Origin of the sequence: Terriglobus roseus DSM 18391, assembly GCF_000265425.1 — a bacterium.
Lineage (GTDB): Bacteria > Acidobacteriota > Terriglobia > Terriglobales > Acidobacteriaceae > Terriglobus > Terriglobus roseus.
The window spans coordinates 2,770,339-2,791,556 of record NC_018014.1 but is presented as its reverse complement, the minus strand read 5'-3'; the positions used below and the strand labels follow the sequence as shown (position 1 = coordinate 2,791,556).

Genomic DNA, 21,218 nt, shown 5'->3' with positions numbered 1-21,218 from the left:
GGACGCGGCTGCCGCCGCCCCGAACACGCTGAGTTGTCATTGCACTCACACGGGCTGCGGCGGACATCTCTAGGTCTGCCTTGGGTGCGTGCGCCATATTGCGTCACCGCCGCGCTCAAGAGTTTCATGCCTTTGCACCAGCGACGGTTCAATTCGGACCACTCGCTGTTTACTTCGCGGTATACTTTCAAGGTGAGCACCCTTACCCTCGACCCGCCCATCTCCGCCGAAAATGACAGCGCAAAACAGAAGCGCGTTCTGCTGCTGAAGCCCCGTGGTTTCTGCGCCGGTGTAGTGCGCGCGGTCGACATCGTCAAGATTGCGCTGGACACCTTCGGCGCGCCGATCTACGTGCGCAAAGAGATCGTGCACAACAGCTACGTGGTCGATGACCTGCGCCAGAAGGGGGCGATCTTCGTCAACGAACTGGACGAGGTGCCTGAGGGCAAGCGCGTGATCTATTCCGCGCACGGCGTCTCGCCGGCTGTTCGTGAGCGCGCGAAGGAACGCGGACTTAAAGTGATCGACGCGACCTGCCCACTTGTTACCAAGGTGCACGTCGAGGCGATCAAGTTTGCCAAGCAGGGCTACTCGCTGGTGCTGGTCGGACATCGCGATCACGAAGAAGTCGAGGGCACGCAGGGCGAGGCTCCGGATGTGACCCAGGTGGTTTCAACCGTTGAAGAGGTTGATCAGCTTGTCGTGCCCGATCCAGAACGCGTTGCGTATCTCACGCAGACCACGTTGTCGCTGGACGAAGCGAAGTACATGATCGAGGCGCTGAAGAAGAAGTTCCCGAAGATCGTGGGACCGCATGCGCAGGACATCTGCTACGCCACCGAGAACCGCCAGACTGCCGTTAAGAATGTGGCGCATGGTGCCGATCTGGTTCTCGTCGTCGGATCGCGGAACAGTTCCAACTCGAACCGCCTGGTTGAGGTCTCGATGAATATCGGGACCACGTCCTACCTGATCGACAGCGCCAAGGACATCCAGCCCGAGTGGCTGGAGGGCAGAGGGCGCGTGGCGATCACGGCCGGTGCGTCTGCGCCTGAGGTCTTGGTGCAGGAAGTTGTGGCCTATCTGCAAGGCAAGGGATATGGTGATGTCGATGAGGTTGAGGTGATGCCGGAGAACGTCCGTTTCGGCCTTCCGCCTGAGATCGTGCAGGCCATCGCATCCGCGCCGGGAGCGCAGACTGTTCGCGCTTAGTATTTCTCTGGCATTTGCTACCGAAACGCGGTATCAATTGCGTTTTACGCCGTATTTGCAGCATCCACGAAGGTTCGCAGGCTGCACCGCATCTGCCGAAGGATTCGTCTAATCAGAATGCAGGAAAATGACTTGAGATCGGGCACGCCAGCGGCAACCACCGCATCCGCGAGCCCCGCACAGCCGCGCTTTGGTCGTCTTGACCTTGGCCTGGACAGAGTGCGTGCAGCCGTGTCAACGGCGAAGGAGTGGCTGCTGGGCCAGCAGCACGCAGATGGCTACTGGTGCGGCGAACTGGAAGCCGACGTGATGCTGGAGGCGGATTACATCTTCCTGCACACGCTGCTGGGCACGGGCGATCCCGGCAAGATGCAGCGTGCAATGAATGAAATTCTGCGTCACCAGAACGACGATGGCGGATGGAGTCTGTACCCTGGCGGACCATCGAACATTAACTACGGCGTGAAGGCCTACCACGCGCTGAAGCTGATGGGCTGGTCGCAGGATGATCCTATCCTCGTCAAGGCACGCGAGTGGGTGCTGGCGAACGGCGGTGTCGTGGAGTGCAACACCTTCACGAAGATCTATCTATGCGCGTTTGGACAGTACGATTACGACGCCGTACCGGCGATTCCGCCCGAGATCGTTCTTGCGCCGAACTGGTTCTACTTCAACATCTACGAGATCTCATCGTGGTCCCGCGGCATCCTGGTGCCGCTGTCGATCATGTACGCGAAGAAACCGTTGAAGTTGCTGCCGGCAGAGCAGGGCATCGACGAACTCTTCGTTGGCGGTCGCGCGAACTCCGATCTGCATCTGCGCTGGGACAAGAAGATCGTCTCGTGGCGTAACTTCTTCCTCTTCCTGGATCGCATGGTGCATTGGGCCGAGCGGATTCATATCCGCCCACTGCGGAAGGTTGCGCTGAAGAAGGCCGAGGAGTGGATGCTGGAGCGCTTTGAGGGTTCCGACGGTCTGGGAGCGATCTATCCTGCCATGCTGAATGCCATCGTTGCTCTGCGGCATCTCGGATACTCACTCGATGATCCGCAGATGATTCGCGCGATGGACGAATTTGAGAAGCTGGGGATCGATTGCCCGGAGGGAACGCCGGAGTATCCGGTGCCGACCTTCCGCATGCAGCCATGCCTTTCGCCCGTATGGGATACGGCCCAGGTCGTCTCCTCATTGGGTGAGGCAGGTCTGTCCTCGACAGACCCGCGCATGATCAAGGCGGCCGATTGGCTGCTGAGCAAAGAGAACCGCCACAAGGGTGATTGGGCTCAGAAGGTCAAGAACGTCGAGCCGGGCGGCTGGGCATTCTTCTTCAACAATATTCATTACCCCGATGTCGACGACACGGGCGAGGTCCTGCTGGCTCTGAAGATGGTGGACCATCCGCAGGAAGCTCGTCAGCATGATGCCGCAGAGCGAGCCATCAACTGGGTCTTCGGCATGCAGTGCCGCAACGGCGGCTGGGCCTCGTTTGATCGTGACAACACGAAGATGATCTTCCAGTACATCCCGTTCGCCGATCACAACGCGATGCTGGATCCGCCGACAGTGGACATTACCGGCCGCATTCTGGAAACGTTGGCAGCCTATGGCTACACGCGCCGTGACAAGCGTGTGGAAGCAGCGGTCCAGTTCATCCTGCGTGAGCAGGAGTCCGATGGTTCGTGGTTTGGGCGCTGGGGTGTGAACTATTTGTATGGCACGTTCCTTGTGCTGCGTGGCCTGGAAGCCATCGGGTTCGATACGAATGAGCCTCAGGTTCAGCAGTCGGTGGAATGGGTGCGGTCCGTGCAGAACAACGACGGCGGATGGGGCGAGACGTGCGGCACCTACGATAACCCGGGTTCGCGGGGCGTAGGTCCTTCCACGCCTTCACAGACCGCTTGGGCTCTACTGGCCTTGCTGGCTGGTGGCGATACGCGTTCCGACTCGGTTGCAAAGGGTGTGCGCTGGCTGGTGGATCACCAGGCGGAAGACGGTTCATGGAGTGAGCTTGTGCCGGGACGAAACGGCGAAAGCTACTACACAGGTACCGGATTCCCGCGGGTGTTCTATCTGGGATACCACCTGTACAAACAGTATTTCCCGTTGCTGGCGCTGACGACCTACGATAAGTGCATGTCACGCAGTGACGCTTAGAAGTTTTGATTTTCACTCGCTGCGCATTTGCGTGGCATGCGTGTAAAGCACGCTGGAGGTAGCGCGAATGGCAGTACCAGTTTCGCAAGCTTGGACCGTAGCAACCTACGTCTTGAAGCAGAAGTTGATGGGTAAGAAGCGGTATCCGCTGGTGTTAATGCTGGAGCCGTTGTTCCGCTGCAACCTGGCATGCGCCGGCTGCGGCAAGATCCAGTACCCGGCCCATATCCTGAAGGCTGAGCTGTCGCCCGAAGACTGCTTCAAAGCAGTGGAAGAGTGCGGCACACCGATGGTTGCCATTCCCGGCGGCGAGCCGCTGCTGCACCCGCGCATGCCGGAGATTGTCGCCGGCCTGGTCGCTCGCAAGAAGTACGTGTACATGTGCACGAACGCCTTGCTGCTGAAGGAAAAGCTGCACCTGTTCAAGCCTTCGAAGTACCTGTCGTTCTCAGTACACGTGGACGGTGAGCGCGAGCATCATGACTTTGGTGTCTGCCGCGAGGGCGGTTACGACATCGCCATGGAAGGCGTTCACGCTGCCGTGGCTGCAGGTTTCCGTGTCACGACAAACACGACGCTCTTCGATGGTGCCGACCCGAATTCGGTTCGCCGCCACTTCGACCAGCTGATGGAAGCCGGCGTTGAGAGCATGATGGTTTCGCCCGGCTACACGTACGACAAGGCTCCTGACCAGAAGCACTTCCTGGGCCGCGCCCGCTCGAAGAAGCTCTTCCGCGCGCTGCTGTCGAACCGGAAGAAGACCTGGCGCTTCAATGCTTCGCCCATGTTCATGGAATTCCTGATGGGCAAGAAGGAACTGACGTGCACGCCCTGGGGCATGCCGACCTATTCCATCTTCGGCTGGCAGAAGCCTTGCTACCTGCTGCAGGATGGCTATGCTGACTCGTTCGCCGAACTGATGCAGTCGGTGGAGTGGGCGAACTACGGCACGGAGAGCGGTAACCCGCGTTGCGCGAATTGCATGGTGCACTCGGGCTATGAGGCCAGCGGTGTGAACTACACCTTCGGCTCGGTCAAGGGCTTGCTGCAGACCGCGAAGGCGATCTTCTTCAACACCTACAAGGACGATGGCGCGAATAAGATTCTGAATGACTGGCGCCCAACAAACCACGGCCAACTGGTGCAGATCGGTTCGCCGATTCTGTCGGCTGAAGCAGAGCGCGTGAACCACGCGGAATCCCTGGTGGCAGGAGACTAACGATGGCGACTGACCAGCAGGAACACCTCAAGATCGAAGAGCTGCAAGAGGCATCGCCCGACCAGCTGGAAGTAATGGCGGGCCGCGAGCGCGAGAATCTGGAAGGATGGATTCCAGAGCTCGCGACCGAAGCGGAAGTGAAGGACGTGCTTGAAAAGGCGTTCGACTACCGCGGCGATGTGACGCTCACTTTGAAGTCCGGCGAAGTTGTCGAGGGCTACGTCTACGATCGCCGTCAGGGCAAGACGCTGCTGGATTCCATGGTGCGTGTGATGCCGTCGAAGGGCGAAGACCGTTCGCGTCGCAGCATTCCGTACGCGGAGATCGCTGCGGTCAACTTCAGCGGCCGCGACACCGCCGCAGGTAAGACCTTTGACGCCTGGGTCAAGAAGTACTGGGAGAAGAAGGCAGCCGGCGAGAAGAACATCCAGATCGAGCCGGAGAAGCTCGATTAGTTCGGCTACCTAACCATTCATGCGGGTTTTTCTTACTGGAGCAACGGGGTTCGTCGGTAGTCATGTGGCTGGCGCCTACGCTGCGGCGGGTGCCGAGCTGCGCCTGCTCACACGCTCCTCGAGTAATCTTGCTTCGCTTGAGGGGATCGCGGGCGAGACGGTCGTTGGCGATCTGCGCGATGTGTCCTCGTTACGCTCAGCGCTGACAGGCTGCGATGCGTTGGTGCATGTCGCTGCGGACTATCGACTGTGGGTGCCCGATCCTGCGGACATGTACAAGGCCAACGTTGACGGCACGCGTGAACTGTTGAAGCTGGCGCGTGAGGTGGGCGTGCCGCGCGTGGTGTACACGTCGAGCGTGGCGACCATGGGCTTTACCAAGTCAAACATCATCGTCGACGAGACGACTCCAGTGAGCGAAGCCGACATGATCGGCCACTACAAGCGTTCGAAGTGGCTTGCGGAGCAGGAGGCGATTGCCGCCGCGCGGGCTGGGCAGCACGTCATGATCCTAAATCCCACGACGCCAATTGGTGCTCAGGATCGCAAGCCAACGCCGACTGGCCGCATCGTCGTTGACTTCTTGAACAAGAACTTTCCGGCTTACGTGGACACCGGCCTGAACCTGGTGGATGTCGCCGAGATTGCGCGCATGCACGTCGTTGCACTGGATCGTGGCACACCGGGTGAGCGTTACATCCTGGGTGGCGAGAACCTGACGCTGAAGCAGATTCTCGATCGCATGGCCGCCATGAGTGGTCTGCCATCGCCGAAGCATAAGGTGCCGCACGGCGTTGCGATGGCCTTCGCTTTCTTCGACGAGACGATCACGGGCAAGCTCCGGGGTAAGGAGCCACGGGCAACCGTTGAGGCCGTGCGTATGGGGCGCAAGATGATGTTCGCGGCTTCGACGAAGGCGGAGAGAGAATTGGGCTTCGAGGTGAAGCCGGTGGATATGGCATTGCGTTCGGCGATGGAGTGGTTCGTTGCGAATGGCTATGCGCCGGCATACAAGGCACGCGCATGATGAACGATGCGATCGTGATCATCGCCGCTATGCCTGGCGAACTGAAGCCGCTGGTCCGTAGTTGGGCTGCGCTTGAGACCAAGGACGGCGTCGACGGGTGGCAGCATCCTAATGGGCCGATCATGGCCTTTGCGGGCGGTATGGGAGCGAACGCGGCGCTGCGTTCATTTGCGCGAGCGCGCCAGGTGTGCGAACCGATGCAGTTACTGTCCGTTGGCTGGGCGGGTGCTCTGCGCGAAGAACTGGCGCCGGGTTCGATCGTGCGTGCCAGCATGGTGCGCGATCTGAATACGGGTGAGATGCTGCCGGCCAATGGCCCTGGCGGACTGTTGCTGACATCAACGCGCGTTGCTGTGCGTGAAGAGAAGCATCGCCTGGCGGGTACTTATGACGGGGCGGTTGCGGTGGATATGGAAGCTTCCACGGTGGCACGTTTGGCTATGGCGAACGGTTTGGGCTTCCGCGCCATCAAGGCCATCAGCGATACCCTGGATGAAGAGCTGCCGGATATGAATCCGTTCGTGACCGCAGCAGGGCAGTTCGCGACGGCGCGCTTCATCGCACATGTTGCGACGAAGCCGCAGTGCTGGAGTTCGCTTGCGCAGTTTGGCAAGCAGGCAAAGCTGGCAGCGGTGAATCTGTGCGCAGCCATTGCCGATGACATTGGAATTGAGAGACCGCGATGAGTGTTGCAGTGACTCGTGAAGAAACGACCTTGCCAACGGAGCAGCGCGCTGCTGTGTACCGTGCTGTGAATGATGTTCGTGTGGAGACGGTTGTCGTGCCGACGATCGGCGCTGGCGAAGTGTTGATGAAGATCGATACCTGCGGCATCTGCGGGACGGATCTGAAGAAGATCCACACGGGATCGCACTCGGCGCCGCGGATCTTTGGCCATGAGATGGCTGGAACCATCGTGCAGGTGGGCGAGGGAGTTAAGGGCTTTGCGGTTGGCGACCGCGTGATGAGCTTTCACCATATTCCCTGCGGCGAGTGCTACTACTGCCGCAAGCAGACCTTTGCGCAGTGCGAGACGTACAAGAAGGTTGGCGCTACGGCTGGCTTTGGCGAGCCATCGGGCGGTGGGTTTGCGGAGTATATCCGCGTGATGGACTGGATCGTTCGCAGGGGATTAATTAAGCTTCCTAACGATATTCCGTTTGAGCAGGCTGCATGGATCGAGCCGGTCAACACCTGCTACAAGGCCATTGAGCTTCTTGACCTGAAGGATGATGAGACTGTTCTTGTCATCGGTCAGGGACCCATTGGCATCCTGCTGGCTGCTCTTGCCAAGCGCAAGACGCCGCATGTGCTGACGAGCGATCTCTACGCGGAGCGTCATGCGGTGGCTGCGGGGTACGGACTCGATCATCCGCTGGATGCGAACGCCGACGTCGTTGCGGAGTGCAAGCGTGTGACCGAGGGGCGTGGCGCGGATGTTGCTCTGCTTGCCGTGGGCGCGAACAGCCTGATCACCCTGGCGATGAATGCGATTCGGCCCGGTGGCCGTGTCTGCCTCTTTGCGCAGACGCAGCATGGCGAAGCTCCCTTCGATCCGGCCGCTGTCTGCATGGATGAGAAGACGTTGATGGGGTCGTACTCATCTTCCGTTGCCATCCAGGATGAGGCGATTGAGCTCGTGTTCAGCGGTTATCGCGACGGCACATTCGATCTTACGAAGCTGATCTCGCACCGCTTCTCACTTGAGGACGCTGTGAAAGGGATCGACCTGGCATCGCATCCTGTTGCCGACTCCATGAAGATCGTCATTCAGCCGTAGACTCCAGACATCATGCGCGGCCTTCTGCTCTACAACCCGCAGGCTGGCCGCAACCGCAGTGCCCGTGAGGCCACGGTGCAGCAGATTGCTTCGTTGCTGCGCGGGCATGGATACGAGCTTACGGTGACAGCGACCACGCATCGCGGCAGTGCCGGGGACCAGGCGCGCTCGGCGATTGCGGAGCGTGCGGAGGTCATCTTTGCCTGCGGCGGCGACGGTACCGTTCACGACGTGTTGCAGGGCATCGTCGGTACTTCAGCGAAGCTCGCGATCATCCCGCTGGGCAGTGCGAATGCGTTGTGCCGCGAGCTATCCATTCCGTTGAATCCGCTGCGAGCGGCCGCTGCCTATGCCGCGAGGCGCGAGCGCCGTGTAGCCGTTGGTCAGTGTGTGACAACGAGCGGCGAACGCTACTTCTTGACGATGGCCGGTAGTGGGCCCGACGGTGCCTTGATGTACCGAATGCTGACGATCAATCGAAGCTTCGTAGGGCGGTGGGCCTACCTTTGGCATGCTCTGCGCCTGTTGCTGCGTGGGGGCTTCCGTCCGTTTCGCGTGCAATGGAAGGGTGCGGATGGCACGGAGGGGACGGCGGAGGCAGTGAGTGCGATGGCACTGCGCATCGGGGATCTCGGCGGCATCTTTCCGGGTGTGGCACGCGGCGCCACGTTCAATGACGAGAGCATGCGACTGGTGCTCGTCAAAGCGCCGGCACTGCTTGCTATGCCGCTTTGGTTTCTGTCCTCATGGTTGCGGCTGGAGCGCTGGAACCCGCTGCTCAGCCGACACGATGTGGTCTCATTCACGTGTGACGGAGCGGTTGGCAGAACTCACGTGCAGGCGGACGGTGAGTGGGTCGGGTGCCTGCCGGCAATGATCCAACTCCGTTCATCGCGGACGATTACCTTGCTACTGCCCACGACGCTCTAAGCGTCGCCGTTAGTCGCGGTGGCGTTTCTTGATCTCGACGTTCAGGCGTTTGATCTTCTGGTTCAGGGTGCTTAGAGGGATGCGCAGGAACTCTGCGGCCTCGGTCTGGTTCCAGTTGCAGCGTTCGAGGCGGTCGGCCAGGATGCGGCGCTCGATCTCTTCCATGATGTCGAAGAGGGAGGCGTCGGTCTTGTGGTCGAGCACAGCCGCGGTATAGACGGTGCCGCTCAACTGTTGCGGCAGCAGGTCGAGCGTGATGTTGGGGCCGCCGGAGAGCACGACGCCGCGCTCCATGGCGTTCTCGAGTTCGCGGACGTTGCCGGGCCAGTCGTAGTCGAGCATGGCGCGCAAAGCGTCGGGCGAGAGTGTGCGCAGCTCAAAGCCGTTCTCTTCGCTGTAGTGCCGCAGGAAGTGAGCGGCAAGCAGCGGAACGTCTTCCTTGCGCTGGCGCAGTGCCGGCAGATCGAGCGTGATGACGGAGAGGCGATAGTAAAGATCTTCGCGGAAGCGTCCGTCGCGAACAGCGGCCTGCAGGTTCACGTTGGTGGCGGCGACGATGCGCACATCCACTGCGATCTCGGCGGTGCCACCTACGGGCATGAAGCGGCGCTCCTGCAGTGCACGCAGCACCTTGGCCTGCGTCTCGATGGGCATGGTGCCGATCTCGTCGAGGAAGAGTGTGCCGCCGTCCGCGACCTCGAAGAGGCCCTTCTTCGCCGCAACGGCGGAGGTGAAGGCGCCCTTCACGTGTCCGAAGAGTGTGGACTCCAGCAGGTCGGTCGGTACGGCGCCCGTGTTGATGGCTACGAAGGGCTTGTCGCGGCGCGGGCTGGCCGTGTGGATGGCCTTGGCGATGAGTTCCTTGCCGGTGCCGCTCTCGCCCTGGATGAGGACGGTGGTCTTCGCGGGTGCGACCTGTGCGACGGTGTCCAGCAGCTTCGCCATGATGTCGGACTTGCCGATGATGTTGTCGAAGCTGTATCGCTGCTTCAAGGTCTTACGAAGCTGAACGACCTCCTGCTGCGAGCGATGCTTCGCGATCGCGGTCCGCATGTCCGCCAGGAGCTTCTCGTTATCCCAGGGCTTCTGGACGAAGTTATCGGCGCCCGCACGGAGTGCGTCGACGACGTTGCCGACGGTGCCGAAGGCCGTAATCATGATGACGGGGAGTTCGGGCCGCATACGCTTGATGCGGGGCAGCAGGTCGATGCCGCTCTCGCCCGGCATGGACAGGTCCAGCAGCAGCAGGTCGTACTGACCGCCAGCGAGCGCTTCGAGGCCGCTGATGCCTTCCGGGGCCAGATCGACGGTGAAGCCTTCCAGGGTCAAAAGTGCTTCGAGAGAGTCACGGATGGCGGCTTCGTCGTCAATGATGAGAATGCGTGCGCCGAGTGCGAGTGTGTTGTCGGGTAATGCCTCAGGCATTCACGGTCCTTGCTTCGATGGGATCGATCGCCTGTGATTTGGACGGTTCGCGCTGCGCGCTTGGGTCATCCTTGGGCGATGGCTCGATGGGGAAGTCGAGCGTGAACGTGGTGCCCACGCCGACGGTGCTCTCCACCGCGATACGGCCATTATGCTCCTGCACGATGCCATAAGAAACCGACAACCCCAATCCGGTCCCCTTATGCTGCCCCTGACGAGGCGCATTTTTCGTGGTGAAGAACGGATCGTAGATGCGATGGAGGTGCTCCGGATCGATGCCGGAGCCAGTATCGGAGATACGCAGTGTCACGTCGTTGCCGTTGTCATAGGTGACCAGGCGGATGGTGCCGCCGGCGCCGTCGTTCATGGCGTCTTTGGCGTTCAACAGAAGATTCAGGATCACCTGCTGCAGTTTGCCCTGGCTGCCGTAGATGCGTGGCAGCGTTGCCTGCAGGTCCGCGTCGACGGTGACACGAGCTGTGCGGAGCTGGTGATCGATCAGCGTCAGTGTCTCGCGAAGCACCGCGTTCAGATCGAGAGAGGCGAAGACCGTCGAGCTGGTCCGCGAGAAGTTCAGCAGGCCGTTGACGATCTCCGACGCGCGGAAGGTTTGCTGCGTGATCTTTTCGAGGATCGGAGCAAGGCGCAGATCGTCGCGCGTGTGCTTCTGGAGCATCTGCGCGTAGGACGAGATCACGGCGAGTGGCGTGTTCACCTCGTGCGCTACGCCCGCAGCGAGTAGGCCTATGGAGGACAGCTTCTCAGCCTGTGTCAGTTGACCTTCCAGGCGAGTGCGATCCGTGATGTCTTCCATCATGACGATGGAGCCAACGGAGACGAAGTCGCGCGTTAGCAGTGGGGCAATGGCGATGTTGGCCGTGCGGCTTTCGCCGGTGCGCAGATCCAACCGTACCTTTGACAGGTGATGCGTTCCGGGCTGGTTATGGGCCTCGAAGAAGGGTTCGAGAAACGTGCTCGGGAAGAGTTCGGCAACGTTGCGGCCGATGGCGTCCGCACGCGGGAGCGCGTACATCACTTCCATCTCGGCGTTCCAACTCTCGACGGCGTTGTTCAGGTCCAGAGTGAAGATACCGACCTTGATGGATTCGACGATGTTCTCGTTGAACTCCTTCAGGCGCTCAAACTCGGTGATCTGCTGCTCCAGCCGCGAGAAGAGCTGCGCGTTCTGGATGGCGATGCCGATGTATCCGGCGAGGGAGCTCAGCAGCTCCATGTCTTCGGAGGAGAGGAAGTCACCTTCCTGCGTGCGGCCCAGGCCGATGACGGCGATGGTGCGCGAGGCGTGTCCCTGGCGGGAGACGCGACACGGCAGGTAGTAGTTCAGGTCCAGCAGCGATGCCATCCGCTGCTCAGCCGGCTCCAGGTGCAGCAACTGCTGCGGATTCTCAAAGAAGATGTGGTCCTGAGAAAGCAGACCGAAGTTGAGGAAGGAGTCGCGCGAGGTCTGCGTGGGCAGGTCGACGAGGATGTTGTCGGGCAGACCGTGGGATGCTGCCAGCGAGAAGTCTCGGCCGGTTCCGTCGTCCGATGCGACGAAGACTGCAACGCGCGAAACCAGAAGTGTCTGCGAGAGCCGCTCCACGATAGAGCGCGAGAGCGTCGGCAGATCTGTCTGCGAAGAGAGGCCGCGGCTGAACTCGATCAGCGTCTCGCGATAGTCGTACCGCTTGCGGTCGAAGAGCCGGTCGACACGCGCCTGGATGGCTGCTTTGATCGGCTCGAAGATCAGCGCGGTGGCGATGATACCGGCGAGCAGTCCCCAGATCCGCAGGCTGGGCAGGCGGGTGTGCACCACCTCTGCCGACAGGGCGACCACGCCGAAGTAGACGCCGATAAGCGCGGCCGTCGCGAGCGTGTAGGTGACACCACGCTTGAAGATCAGGTCCGTGTCCATCAGGCGGTAGCGAACAATGGCCCACGCGAAGGTGAGAGGCAGGAAGATCAGCGCGAATCCGGCGGCGCGGGCCAGTGCGACGGGAACGTCCGCGTCCGCAAGGTAGGGAATTGCGTAGAGCGCAGTGAACGGGATGACGGAGAGCTGTGTGCCGCGCGTCAGCCACTTCAACTGCTGCCGCTCCAGCGGCTTGTCGGACGCGCGGTACCGGAACCAGAAGACAACCGCTGCGATCACGTAATACAGCGCGAGATAGCCCACGCCAATCTGATCCAGCCGATGCTTCAGCCGCTCGGTCGCCGACCAGCGTGTGATGGCCTCGATCTGCAGGCCGAACTCGACCGCGCCCGGAATGTAGATCAACGCAACCAATGCCTTGCGGCGCAGGGACTGCGTCATGTCGCCAAACGAGACGGCGAAGTGCAGGAAGAGGGCGGGTTGCAGTGCTCCCGCAGCCAGCACGCCCCAGTAGCAGATCCAATCCAGCGTGTCGAAGACGCCCGTGTAGCGGAAGCTGTAAAGGACGCCGCTGACGAGGCAGAAGACGTAGAAGTGCATCGCCTTTGGCGCAGTCCAGCGTCGCAGCAGGACATACATGCCGATGGCAAGGTAAGCCAGCGCAATGAGACGAAGACCCTGGTTGCGGCTGCGGTCGGTCGGCTCGAGAATGACGGGGACTTCGAGTGGCGCCTTGCCGCGCATCAACGAGTAATTGATGTGGCCCCATGTGCCGGTGTGGCCCATCTCACGCTGCAGAGCCGGGGCAGCTAGTGTGTTGCGCTTGTTGGCCGTGACAAGTAGATCGCCTTCGCGGACGCCAGCGCGATGCGCAGGCGAGTTCGCAGGGACGCGCTCTGCCAGCAGGCCACCGGTGCCTTCAATCCACCAGACGCCGTCCGTCGGCGCCTCGTACGAGCTCTCCTGAAGAAAATTGGCAATGCCCAGCGCGCAGACCAGTAGGGTCACGATCGCCAACACAACGGCGGTTACGCGGGTTTGTAGCGCCTTGCCCATTCCTTCGGTCTTGATCTCCGGCGACGTATCGCGAAACGCGCGCTCATCACCTTCTATTGCACGTTGGAGGCCAATCGCTTATGGCGATAGACGTCATCAAATATGCGGTCCAGTTGGTGGAAATGGCTTGTCAATACCAGTTCATCATACCGCTGACCGCTGGGCGTAAAGCGGTCTACGTTTTCCCATAGCTCGCACTGCAAAACCATGTAGATCGCCGGACTTCCGCGCAGGAAGAGAGTACGTTCCCGGGTGCGGGAAATGCCACCTGGGAGCTCGATCTATCTTGCCTCGCGAGCCGCCTCAACGACGGGTGTCTGCCGGAAGAAGTGCGCGTGGAGCCATTCGCGCAGCGCGAGCTGCATGCGGTCGAGCTTGACTGCGGGCGAGGACGGCACGCCCGCGAAGAAGTGCTCCGCGCCCTCGATCCAGCGCATCTCGGTGTCGCCGGGTGCGTTCGCGAAGACTTCCTCCATCAGCTCTCTCGGAGCGAAGGGATCTTCTGCACCGGTGAGGAAGAGCTTCGGTGCGGTGCAGTCCCTCATGAACTCATAGCTGTACTTGCGCCCGCCCGCCTCCACCGGCATTCCAAGGCCGATGAGGCCCTTGATGCGTGGATCGCCGCAGCCCGCGCGGAAGGCGATGTTCGCACCGAAGGAGAAGCCTGCAAGGAGGATCGGCAGACCGAACTCATGATCGAGCCAATTGATCGCAGCGCGAACATCTTCGATCTCGCCGGGGCCGTTGTCATGGACGCCTTCGCTGCGGCCTGTCCCGCGGAAGTTGAAGCGGAGTACCGGCACACCGAAGTGCGAGAATCCCTTCGCGGCCTGATAGACCACCTTGGTATGCATGGTGCCGCCCGACGGCGGATGCGGATGACAGACCAGCGCGGAGTAAGTTGCGGCGCTGTTGCCGACGTTGAGCAACGCCTCCAGCCGCCCCGCGGGTCCGCGCAGTGTCTCGATCGTTTGAATGGTTGCAGCCATGCTTCGATGATAGCGGCGACTTCGTCGGGTATCCTTGTGTGCATGTCCATCGATCCAATTGCGCTGACACGAAAGCTTGTCGACATCGAATCGACGACCTACAACGAAGGCCGCTGCGGCGTGTTTCTTGACGAATATCTGCGCGGGCTTGGCTACAACGTGGAGCGGCAGAAGGTGGAGCAGCCGGGGATCAACGGCTCATCCGGTGAGCGTTTCAATGTCTATGCGACCATGCCCGGCTCGTCGCCGCTGATCACCCTGTCGACGCACTTTGATACGGTGCCGCCGTACTTCGAATCGAGCGAAGACGACGTGTACGTGTACGGCCGCGGTTCGTGCGATGCCAAGGGCATCCTCGCATCGCAGGTGTGCGCCGCAGAGAAGCTTCTGAAGGGCGGCGTTGCAGTTGGCTTGCTTTACGTCGTCGGTGAAGAGCGTGACTCCGCCGGTGCTAAGGTGGCGAATCTTGATGGACACGGCTCGCGCTACCTGATCAATGGCGAACCGACGGAGAACAAACTAGCGCTCGCCACCAAGGGCGCGTTGCGGGTGGAACTTCGCGCCAGCGGCAAGATGGCCCATTCGGCGTACCCCGAGCTTGGCGACTCCGCGATCAACAAGCTGATCGACGTCCTGCACGAGCTGCAGCGGACAGAGTTTCCGGTGGATGCCGAGATCGGTGAGACGACGGTGAATACCGGCCTGGTCAGCGGCGGACGAGCTCCGAATGTGATCGCCGACGCGGCCGAGGCGCACGTATTGATCCGCACCATTGGCGATTCGCGCGACGTGAAGGACATTGTGGAGCGGGTGGTTGCGAACCGCTGCGATGTGAAGTTTGCGCTCGACCTGTCCGCCGTCCGCATGAAGCGCATGCCGGGCTGGGAGACGATGGTGGCGAAGTACGCCACGGACATTTCCTCGCTGACGAACTGGGGTGAGCCGATGCTGCTGGGACCTGGAACCATTCATGTCGCGCACACGCCCGAGGAGAAGGTGCTCAAGTCTGAACTGCTGGACGCTGTTGAGAAGTACGCCGAACTTGTCAGCGGACTGGCTGCTGGTCTCTAGGCCGAGACACTGTCATCCTCGACCACGGGATGGCAGTGTCGGGAGCTACTGGCCGTAGATGAGCAGGCCAAACAGGAAGATCCAGAGAGCACCCATGGTGTGCCAGTACCATGCGCTGCAGTCGACCAGGATCTGCCGCGACTCGATCTGTTTTACCGTCCGCATGCCGATGAACGCAGCGATGAGCAGCGCGATCCCCAGCAGCAGGTGCACGCCGTGGATGCCGGTGATCAGGTAAAAGAAGCGCGATGACTGGTTTCCGCGCACGAAGATTGGCTCACGCGCCAGTTGCTTCCACGCCAGGTACTGTCCCCATAAGAACGTCAACCCCAGCAGGGTAGACACAGCCAGCCACGGCATCACACGCTTCCGTGTGGGCGTTCCCATGCCCAGCCACTCTTCCATCACGTCAATCTCGCGGAAGATGGACCGCCGCGCCAGTTCGATGGTGATCGAGGAGATCAGCAGGGCGCCCGTGTTCAGCCATAAGATCGACGGGATCGCGATGGGAACCCACGAGTACACCCAGTGGTTGTAGGCGTCGATGTGTCCGGAGTGCTTGGTTGCGAAGAAGGCGCAGACGATGGCGACGAAGAACATCAGGTCGCCGGCCAGCGCGAAGAAGAGGCCGCGACGATAGTTACCCAGGCGCTCACGTGGTCCGCGACGGCCTACCGGTTTGTTGTTCCAGTTGTCGCCATCGCCACCGCCGCCGGTGTGCTTCGGCTCGATGGGTGGCAGACGTCCGCCACCCGTATCGCCCTCGTCGATACGGCGGGATGGTCGCTTTTCGACGACCTCATCGGGATGAAGAATGGCAGGCATGGCGCAGGCGCTGTTGGCCCTGAGTGTACTCCGTGACCGCATCGGTGAAAACCCGTGCGGCGTAAATCTGCAGAGATTGCTGCGGAAATCGAACGCTAGTTGCGGCCGGACTTCACAAGATCAAGGAAAAGCTGGTGCACCCGCGGATCCGTCGACAGCTCCGGATGAAAGGTGGCCGCCAGCAGATGACCCTGCCGGACGAGCGTAGGCGAACCCTCGCGCTCTGCAAGGACTTCAACGCCGGGGCCCATCTCGGTGATGCGCGGTGCGCGGATGTAGACCATTTCGATTGGGCCGCCGGGCAGGGAAGTTTCAGCTTCCAGGATGCGTGAGTCATTCTGACGGCCGTAGGCGTTGCGCTCGATCGCGATGTCGAGGACGCCAAGGGACTTCTGCGTGGGGCTAAGCACTGTCTTTGCCATCAGGATGACGCCGGCGCAGGTGCCAAAGGTGGGTTTCGTGCGCGTGAACTCAGCCAGCACGTCGAAGAAGCCGGCGCGCTCCAGGTGCTTCAGAAATGTGGTCGATTCGCCACCGGGAATGATGAGGCCGTCGATGGTGGCGAGCTGTTCCGGCTTGCGGACCAGAACGGTCGTCGCGCCCAGCGATTGCAACATGCGCGCGTGCGCGTCAAAGGCGCCCTGCAGCGCGAGAATACCGATGGTTGGTTGCGCAATGCCTGTGGATGAGTCGGCCATAAGCCATCATAGCGGCTGCATCGTGACGCGGAGCACTAAGCCGTCTCTTCGACCGTGATCGAACGCACATCCACCTCGAACTCAAGCGGTACGCCGTCCGGGCCAAAGACAGGCGGGTCGCCGGGAATGTGGGTGCAACGGGTAAGCGGTAAACCGGCGGATGCGAATACACCCTCGAGATCTCCGATCGAATGCCTTGTGTAGATCTGTCCTGCGGTAACCCTGTCCCAATACCCGCCAAGTTGCCGCACGGTAAGCTGCAGCTCTTCAAGGACGAAGGCGGCTTTTTCCTGCATGCCGCTGGACGAGATGTCACCGGTCGCGATGACGCGATCTGGATTGCTTGCAAGTTCCGGCTTGCCTGAGATGAGAAAGTCCTGCGCCTCTGGGCTGGAACGGCTCGGTACGGCGAAGGTAAAGGCAGCCAGTGCCGCATCCGTTGGTGCACCAATCGCCGGTGCCATGTTGGTGCGGGCGGCGGGGTTCACCGGCTCGATCTCGAAACCGCTTGAGCCAAGTGCGGCGATGGAGCGCCGGTTAAACTCCGCAAACCCGGTGCGGGAAAGTCTGGTGGGAATACGGAGTTCGCAGCCGCAGAAAGCCTGCATCGGCCGTCCTGCGGCGCGGATGAATTCGGCCGCAAATCTCAAGCCGGCTTCCAGTGGAAGCCCCCGCCGTAAGTGGACACGGCGAAACACGTATCCATCGAGCGCGATCACACCGCGCGAAAAGGAGCGACCAGCATCCGGTAGGTAAGCAAATCCACCATTCAGCACGACTTTCACGGCGGTCCGATGCTCGCTGGTCAAGGAGCTCCTTTTAAGAGAGAAAGGCCGCGATTGCTCGCGGCCTTTCGTGTGCGTTTCATGCCAACCAACGGAAGGCTTACGCGAAGCAGTAAGCGGGCGTGTGAACGCCTACCAGCCCCGTGTCTGCATCAGGTTCTTCTCTTCAATGGCGGCTGCTGCGAGGCCCTTCATCGATCCCAGTACGGCTTCGCTGGCTTCCGCCAAGATCTTGGGATCGTCGTAGTGCGTTGCCGCGATGACGATAGCCTTTGCGCGCGAGATGGCCTCGGCACGATCCTTGGGGTCGTTCTCCACGTCGAGGGGCGTTGCGCCCTCCTTCATGAAGATGCCACTGCCGACGAAGACCGTCTCTGCGCCTAGCTGCATCATCAACGAAGCGTCGGCCGGGGTGGCGATACCGCCAGCCGAGAAGTTCGGCACGGGCAGCTTGCCGGTCTGCGCGACCATACGGATCAGCTCGTACGGTGCGCCGTGGACCTTGGCTGCGTTGTAGAGCTCTTCGTCACCCAGAACAGTGAGTGCCTTGATCTCACGGATGATCTGGCGCATATGCTGCACAGCGTGCACTACGTCGCCGGTGCCCGGCTCGCCCTTTGTGCGGATCATGGCTGCGCCCTCAGCGATGCGGCGAAGCGCCTCGCCCAGGTTGCGTGCACCGCAGACGAAGGGCGTGGTGAACGCATGCTTGTCGATGTGGTAAACCTCATCGGCGGGCGTGAGAACTTCGCTCTCGTCGATGAAGTCAACGCCCAGATGCTGCAGGACCTGCGCCTCGGCAAAGTGGCCGATGCGTGCCTTTGCCATAACCGGGATGGAGACGGTGGCGATGATTTCCTTGATGAGCTTGGGGTTCGCCATGCGGGCAACGCCGCCTTCGGCGCGTATCATCGCGGGAACGCGCTCAAGTGCCATGACGGAAACAGCGCCGGCTTCTTCAGCGATGCGCGCCTGCTCAACGTTCATGACGTCCATGATGACGCCGCCCTTGAGCATCTCGGCCAGGCCGGTCTTCAGCCGCAGACCGTGCGGTGCGTAGTTACCGTTGGAAGAAGAGAGGTCAGCCATGGCGCAAATGCTCCTTCGGATGTTTCGCAAAATGTAAGACGGGTTAGTTCGGGTGCACAATGCATCCCGGCCAGCAAGCTAAGTTTAGCAGCGAATTTATGGCACTGTTCGCCGATCTATGACACTGTGCGGTACGCGGACGGGACAGGCCCACTTTGTTCGCGGCACGCAGAAGCTCGCCCAAGGGCGCAGCTATGCGTGCTGTGCCACAACCGAACAGACAGCCGCACCGAACCGCTCGATCCACGCCCCATCGATGTCCATTGCCCGCAGATCGGCAACGGACTGCGGTCTTTGCGCGGCAATTTCGCGAATCGTCCGATCGTGCAACAAGTCAAAGGGCGCTTTCGATTGCCGTTGCGCCTCCCGCATCCGCCATACTTTCAGCGCATGTTCCAGCGATTGCGGGGCATCGTCGGCAGGTTGCGTCGGAACATACGAGATCGCCGCCTGAATGGTCGTTGCAGCTGGCGGCCGAGCAGCCGCTGCATTCTTCGCCTGCTTGGGGGCGGGCTTGCTGGTGGGAGCAGACCCTCCGCTGACTACGGTAAGAATCGCGTCGCCGAACCGCTCCGCCTTGGCTGGGCCAATGCCCGAGATGTTCTGCAATTCCGCCATCGAAGCGGGAGCCTCAAGGACAATGGCGCGCAAAGTCCGGTCGCCGAAGACCACGAACGCAGGCTTGCCGAGGGTCTTTGCTTCCGCCGCACGCCACGCCCGCAGCGACGCATCAAGCTGCTTCTGCTCGGCCGAGAGCGGCGTGTTCTCAATGTCAGCAGCCTTCTTCTTCGCAGAGGATGTCGTGCTACGGTCGCGGGTACGTGTGCGGCCCGCGTTGACCGTTTCGGCATCCCGCAATTGCAGGCCCACCGGATCCTCGCCGGTGTCCTCGGCTTCGCGGCCCTCGTGAGTGAGCAGGGCGCGGCGATAGCTGATCTCGCGGCCATCCTCCGCGACGAAGCTAGCGGACTCAACAGCGGTGTAACCGGCACGTGTCAGCGAGTCCAGCAGCGCGTCCATCTCTTTGCGGTCAAGCGCACCGGTCGGGTAGAGCTCGGTAAACAGCTTGCCCGTGGATTTGCCCGCAGATGCCCCCGACAGTGCCCGCAGGATGCGCTTGATCTCGCGCATCTCGTCGTTCGTTGGTTCGCGGAAGGCCTGTGCCGACGCGCGTTCCGGTGAACAGAAGTCACACAGACCGCAGGTGCGAGCGCTATCGGAGGAATCACCAAAGTGCTTAATGAGTGCAGCCATGCGGCATTCGGCACCCGAGGCGAAGCGCATCATCGCGTCGATCTGGCCACGGCGAAAGTTCACCTGCGTGTCGTAGGTGCGGCGCCACTGCGCGTTGGGGTTCTCCGCGCGCGTCACGTTGCCGCCCATATCGATCTGCGCGGCACCCTGCGCCAGCAGTTTGTCGAGTGCGGGGCCGAAGACGTCCAAGTCAAGCTTCAGCCGGATGCGCAGATCGTCCGCGTAAATTGGCTCCTCACCCAGAGACGTGGCGATGCGTGCCAGCGTGTCTGCCGGCGGATAGTCGCGCTCCAGAAAGAAGTCATGCATCCGGCGGTCGGCGAAGCTGTACATCAGCACCGTGCGTGCGGGCTTCCCGTCGCGGCCAGCACGACCAATCTCCTGATAGAAGCTCTCGACCGATGCAGGCATGGCCATGTGCAGGACAGTCCGCACGTCGGCTTTGTCGATCCCCATGCCGAAGGCGATGGTCGCAACGACCACCTCCGTCTTGCCATCGAGAAAGCTGCGTTGCACGCGGTCGCGCGTGCCCGGATCAAGACCTGCGTGATAGCTGGCGGTAGGGAAGTCGGTGTTCAGTTCGGTCGCGAGTGCCTCAGCGTCCTTGCGCGATGGCGCATAGATGATGGCCGGGCGATTCGCGTCGTCCTTCAGCAGCTTGCGCGCGAGTTCGATACGGCGCGGCTTGCTGACCTCAACCACCTCGACCGCAAGATTCGTGCGGCGGAAACCGTGAATGAACTGTTTTGCATCCTTTAGCGCTAGTTCGCTGACGATGTCGCGCTGCACCTGTGGTGTCGCTGTCGCCGTCAGCGCGATTACCGGGGCTGGCCGCAGTGACTGCAGATGCGCCGCCAAATTGCGGTAGTCCGGCCGAAAGTCATGGCCCCATTGCGAAATGCAGTGCGCTTCGTCGATCGCGATGAGCGAAGGCAGTCGCTTGGTCAGCATGGCACCGAAGCCCGGTACTCGGAAGCGCTCGGGTGCGATGAAGAGAAATTGCAGGTTGCCGTCGAGATAGTCGCGGCACACCTGCCGGCTGTGTTCTCGGTCCATGCCGGAGTGGATACGACCCACGCGCAGGCCGAGTGATGTCAGTTTGTGAGCCTGATCGTCCATCAGCGCGATCAGCGGCGAGATCACCAGCGCCGTGCCACCTCGCGCCAGAGCTGGAAGCTGGTAGCAGAGACTCTTGCCTGCACCCGTCGGCATCACCAGCAGCACATCCCGCCCAGCAGTGGCGGCCTCGCACACAGCCTGCTGATTCACGCGAAAATCGCGAAAACCAAAGGTGCTGTGCAGCAGTGCATTCAGATCGACAGGTGGAGTGGTGGAGGCCATGCGGTGAATGCTATTTTCGCATAGCGTTCGCCTCA

At 61.2% G+C, this 21,218-nt stretch carries 17 protein-coding genes; 9 read left to right on the top strand and 8 right to left on the bottom strand.

Annotated elements, in window-relative coordinates; translation table 11 throughout:
* Positions 1 to 126: 126 nt before the first annotated feature.
* The 8 genes from TERRO_RS11515 (at position 127) to TERRO_RS11480 (ending at position 8,777) form a co-directional block, all read left to right on the top strand.
* Entirely contained in the window at positions 127 to 1,212 is a 1,086-nt protein-coding gene (locus TERRO_RS11515) for a 4-hydroxy-3-methylbut-2-enyl diphosphate reductase (protein WP_014786152.1), read from the top strand.
* Between the two features lie 117 nt (positions 1,213 to 1,329).
* Positions 1,330 to 3,366 carry a squalene--hopene cyclase gene (gene shc, locus TERRO_RS11510; RefSeq protein WP_014785831.1) on the top strand — a complete coding sequence of 679 codons (2,037 nt, stop codon included), beginning with the start codon at positions 1,330 to 1,332 and terminating at the stop codon, positions 3,364 to 3,366.
* Between the two features lie 67 nt (positions 3,367 to 3,433).
* On the top strand, positions 3,434 to 4,585 hold the full coding sequence (hpnH, locus tag TERRO_RS11505; protein WP_014785830.1) for an adenosyl-hopene transferase HpnH: 1,152 nt from the start codon (positions 3,434 to 3,436) through the stop codon (positions 4,583 to 4,585).
* Between the two features lie 2 nt (positions 4,586 to 4,587).
* Positions 4,588 to 5,040, top strand: a complete 453-nt coding sequence (locus TERRO_RS11500; protein ID WP_014785829.1) for a hypothetical protein — start codon at positions 4,588 to 4,590, stop codon at positions 5,038 to 5,040.
* Between the two features lie 19 nt (positions 5,041 to 5,059).
* The gene (gene hpnA, locus TERRO_RS11495; protein WP_014785828.1) at positions 5,060 to 6,067 is read left to right on the top strand and encodes a hopanoid-associated sugar epimerase; all 1,008 of its coding nucleotides are present in this window, start codon (positions 5,060 to 5,062) and stop codon (positions 6,065 to 6,067) included.
* Entirely contained in the window at positions 6,064 to 6,753 is a 690-nt protein-coding gene (locus TERRO_RS11490; RefSeq protein WP_014785827.1) for a phosphorylase family protein, read from the top strand. The genes hpnA and TERRO_RS11490 overlap by 4 nt, the downstream gene beginning before the upstream one ends.
* Positions 6,750 to 7,847: a zinc-dependent dehydrogenase gene (locus tag TERRO_RS11485; RefSeq protein WP_014785826.1), complete on the top strand. Its 1,098-nt coding sequence runs from the start codon at positions 6,750 to 6,752 to the stop codon at positions 7,845 to 7,847. The genes TERRO_RS11490 and TERRO_RS11485 overlap by 4 nt, the downstream gene beginning before the upstream one ends.
* Positions 7,848 to 7,859: 12 nt before the next feature.
* Entirely contained in the window at positions 7,860 to 8,777 is a 918-nt protein-coding gene (locus TERRO_RS11480) for a diacylglycerol/lipid kinase family protein (RefSeq protein WP_014785825.1), read from the top strand.
* 9 nt (positions 8,778 to 8,786) lie between these two features.
* Here TERRO_RS11480 and TERRO_RS11475 read toward each other — a convergent pair whose 3' ends face one another.
* From TERRO_RS11475 to TERRO_RS11465, 3 genes are all read right to left on the bottom strand, one after another.
* The gene (locus TERRO_RS11475; protein WP_014785824.1) at positions 8,787 to 10,202 is read right to left on the bottom strand and encodes a sigma-54-dependent transcriptional regulator; all 1,416 of its coding nucleotides are present in this window, start codon (positions 10,200 to 10,202) and stop codon (positions 8,787 to 8,789) included.
* The gene (locus TERRO_RS11470) at positions 10,195 to 13,131 is read right to left on the bottom strand and encodes an ATP-binding protein (RefSeq protein WP_014785823.1); all 2,937 of its coding nucleotides are present in this window, start codon (positions 13,129 to 13,131) and stop codon (positions 10,195 to 10,197) included. Before TERRO_RS11470 ends, TERRO_RS11475 begins: the two co-directional genes overlap by 8 nt.
* 281 nt (positions 13,132 to 13,412) lie before the next feature.
* Positions 13,413 to 14,120 (bottom strand): alpha/beta hydrolase, encoded by a 708-nt coding sequence (locus TERRO_RS11465; RefSeq protein ID WP_014785821.1) that lies wholly within the window; start codon positions 14,118 to 14,120, stop codon positions 13,413 to 13,415.
* Between the two features lie 42 nt (positions 14,121 to 14,162).
* Here TERRO_RS11465 and TERRO_RS11460 point away from each other — a divergent pair, with 42 nt between their 5' ends.
* Positions 14,163 to 15,191 carry a M20/M25/M40 family metallo-hydrolase gene (locus TERRO_RS11460; RefSeq protein ID WP_041592543.1) on the top strand — a complete coding sequence of 343 codons (1,029 nt, stop codon included), beginning with the start codon at positions 14,163 to 14,165 and terminating at the stop codon, positions 15,189 to 15,191.
* Between the two features lie 45 nt (positions 15,192 to 15,236).
* Here TERRO_RS11460 and TERRO_RS11455 read toward each other — a convergent pair whose 3' ends face one another.
* From TERRO_RS11455 to TERRO_RS11435, 5 genes are all read right to left on the bottom strand, one after another.
* Positions 15,237 to 16,016 (bottom strand): cytochrome c oxidase subunit 3, encoded by a 780-nt coding sequence (locus tag TERRO_RS11455; RefSeq protein WP_014785819.1) that lies wholly within the window; start codon positions 16,014 to 16,016, stop codon positions 15,237 to 15,239.
* A gap of 95 nt (positions 16,017 to 16,111) precedes the next feature.
* The gene (gene pdxT, locus TERRO_RS11450) at positions 16,112 to 16,714 is read right to left on the bottom strand and encodes a pyridoxal 5'-phosphate synthase glutaminase subunit PdxT (RefSeq protein ID WP_014785818.1); all 603 of its coding nucleotides are present in this window, start codon (positions 16,712 to 16,714) and stop codon (positions 16,112 to 16,114) included.
* A 35-nt stretch (positions 16,715 to 16,749) separates the two neighbouring features.
* On the bottom strand, positions 16,750 to 17,523 hold the full coding sequence (locus TERRO_RS11445) for a hypothetical protein (protein WP_014785817.1): 774 nt from the start codon (positions 17,521 to 17,523) through the stop codon (positions 16,750 to 16,752).
* A 108-nt stretch (positions 17,524 to 17,631) separates the two neighbouring features.
* Positions 17,632 to 18,588, bottom strand: a complete 957-nt coding sequence (gene pdxS / locus TERRO_RS11440; protein ID WP_014785816.1) for a pyridoxal 5'-phosphate synthase lyase subunit PdxS — start codon at positions 18,586 to 18,588, stop codon at positions 17,632 to 17,634.
* Positions 18,589 to 18,780: 192 nt separating this feature from the next.
* A complete protein-coding gene (locus TERRO_RS11435; protein ID WP_014785815.1) occupies positions 18,781 to 21,183 on the bottom strand; it encodes a RecQ family ATP-dependent DNA helicase in 2,403 nt (800 codons plus the stop codon).
* Between the last annotated feature and the right edge of the window lie 35 nt (positions 21,184 to 21,218).

Excerpts from the sequence above, each read along its gene's own strand:
- TERRO_RS11515 (WP_014786152.1), top strand. The coding sequence starts at position 127 with ATGCCTTTGCACCAGCGACGGTTCAATTCGGACCACTCGCTGTTTACT.
- shc (WP_014785831.1), top strand. The coding sequence starts at position 1,330 with ATGCAGGAAAATGACTTGAGATCGGGCACGCCAGCGGCAACCACCGCA.
- hpnH (WP_014785830.1), top strand. The coding sequence starts at position 3,434 with ATGGCAGTACCAGTTTCGCAAGCTTGGACCGTAGCAACCTACGTCTTG.
- TERRO_RS11500 (WP_014785829.1), top strand. The coding sequence starts at position 4,588 with ATGGCGACTGACCAGCAGGAACACCTCAAGATCGAAGAGCTGCAAGAG.
- hpnA (WP_014785828.1), top strand. The coding sequence starts at position 5,060 with ATGCGGGTTTTTCTTACTGGAGCAACGGGGTTCGTCGGTAGTCATGTG.
- TERRO_RS11490 (WP_014785827.1), top strand. The coding sequence starts at position 6,064 with ATGATGAACGATGCGATCGTGATCATCGCCGCTATGCCTGGCGAACTG.
- TERRO_RS11485 (WP_014785826.1), top strand. The coding sequence starts at position 6,750 with ATGAGTGTTGCAGTGACTCGTGAAGAAACGACCTTGCCAACGGAGCAG.
- TERRO_RS11480 (WP_014785825.1), top strand. The coding sequence starts at position 7,860 with ATGCGCGGCCTTCTGCTCTACAACCCGCAGGCTGGCCGCAACCGCAGT.
- TERRO_RS11475 (WP_014785824.1), bottom strand. The coding sequence starts at position 10,202 with ATGCCTGAGGCATTACCCGACAACACACTCGCACTCGGCGCACGCATT.
- TERRO_RS11470 (WP_014785823.1), bottom strand. The coding sequence starts at position 13,131 with ATGGGCAAGGCGCTACAAACCCGCGTAACCGCCGTTGTGTTGGCGATC.
- TERRO_RS11465 (WP_014785821.1), bottom strand. The coding sequence starts at position 14,120 with ATGGCTGCAACCATTCAAACGATCGAGACACTGCGCGGACCCGCGGGG.
- TERRO_RS11460 (WP_041592543.1), top strand. The coding sequence starts at position 14,163 with ATGTCCATCGATCCAATTGCGCTGACACGAAAGCTTGTCGACATCGAA.
- TERRO_RS11455 (WP_014785819.1), bottom strand. The coding sequence starts at position 16,016 with ATGCCTGCCATTCTTCATCCCGATGAGGTCGTCGAAAAGCGACCATCC.
- pdxT (WP_014785818.1), bottom strand. The coding sequence starts at position 16,714 with ATGGCCGACTCATCCACAGGCATTGCGCAACCAACCATCGGTATTCTC.
- pdxS (WP_014785816.1), bottom strand. The coding sequence starts at position 18,588 with ATGGCTGACCTCTCTTCTTCCAACGGTAACTACGCACCGCACGGTCTG.
- TERRO_RS11435 (WP_014785815.1), bottom strand. The coding sequence starts at position 21,183 with ATGGCCTCCACCACTCCACCTGTCGATCTGAATGCACTGCTGCACAGC.